We start from the raw sequence: 254 nt of genomic DNA on the forward strand, positions 1-254 counted from the left end.
CATCCTGTACTTGCCCATCGGCGTCCGGTTGTGCTTGATAATGGCCGCGAGGACGATAGCAATAAATTCGTCAAGGGTCAGGCTGGCGTCCCGGTCGTAATGTTTGCCGCGTCTGCGCATCAGATTTCTGGCAGGTTCATAGCCGGGCGTGAGCGCCGCAATGGATTGATGAAGCAGTTTGAAACCGCATTCCACGGTGCCTTTGTTTTGAGGTGTCAGCGGCGGTGCGTTGGAGATCGTGCTCTCCATACCCG

1 pseudogene is annotated in these 254 nt (G+C 56.3%); it reads right to left on the reverse strand.

The annotated features are described in order from the left end of the window. A pseudogene (locus SB771_RS35820) lies at positions 1-254 on the reverse strand (transcriptional antiterminator); the annotation flags it as partial.

Origin of the sequence: Burkholderia sp. SIMBA_051, assembly GCF_046534915.1 — a bacterium.
GTDB classification, from domain to species: Bacteria; Pseudomonadota; Gammaproteobacteria; order Burkholderiales; family Burkholderiaceae; genus Burkholderia; species Burkholderia ambifaria.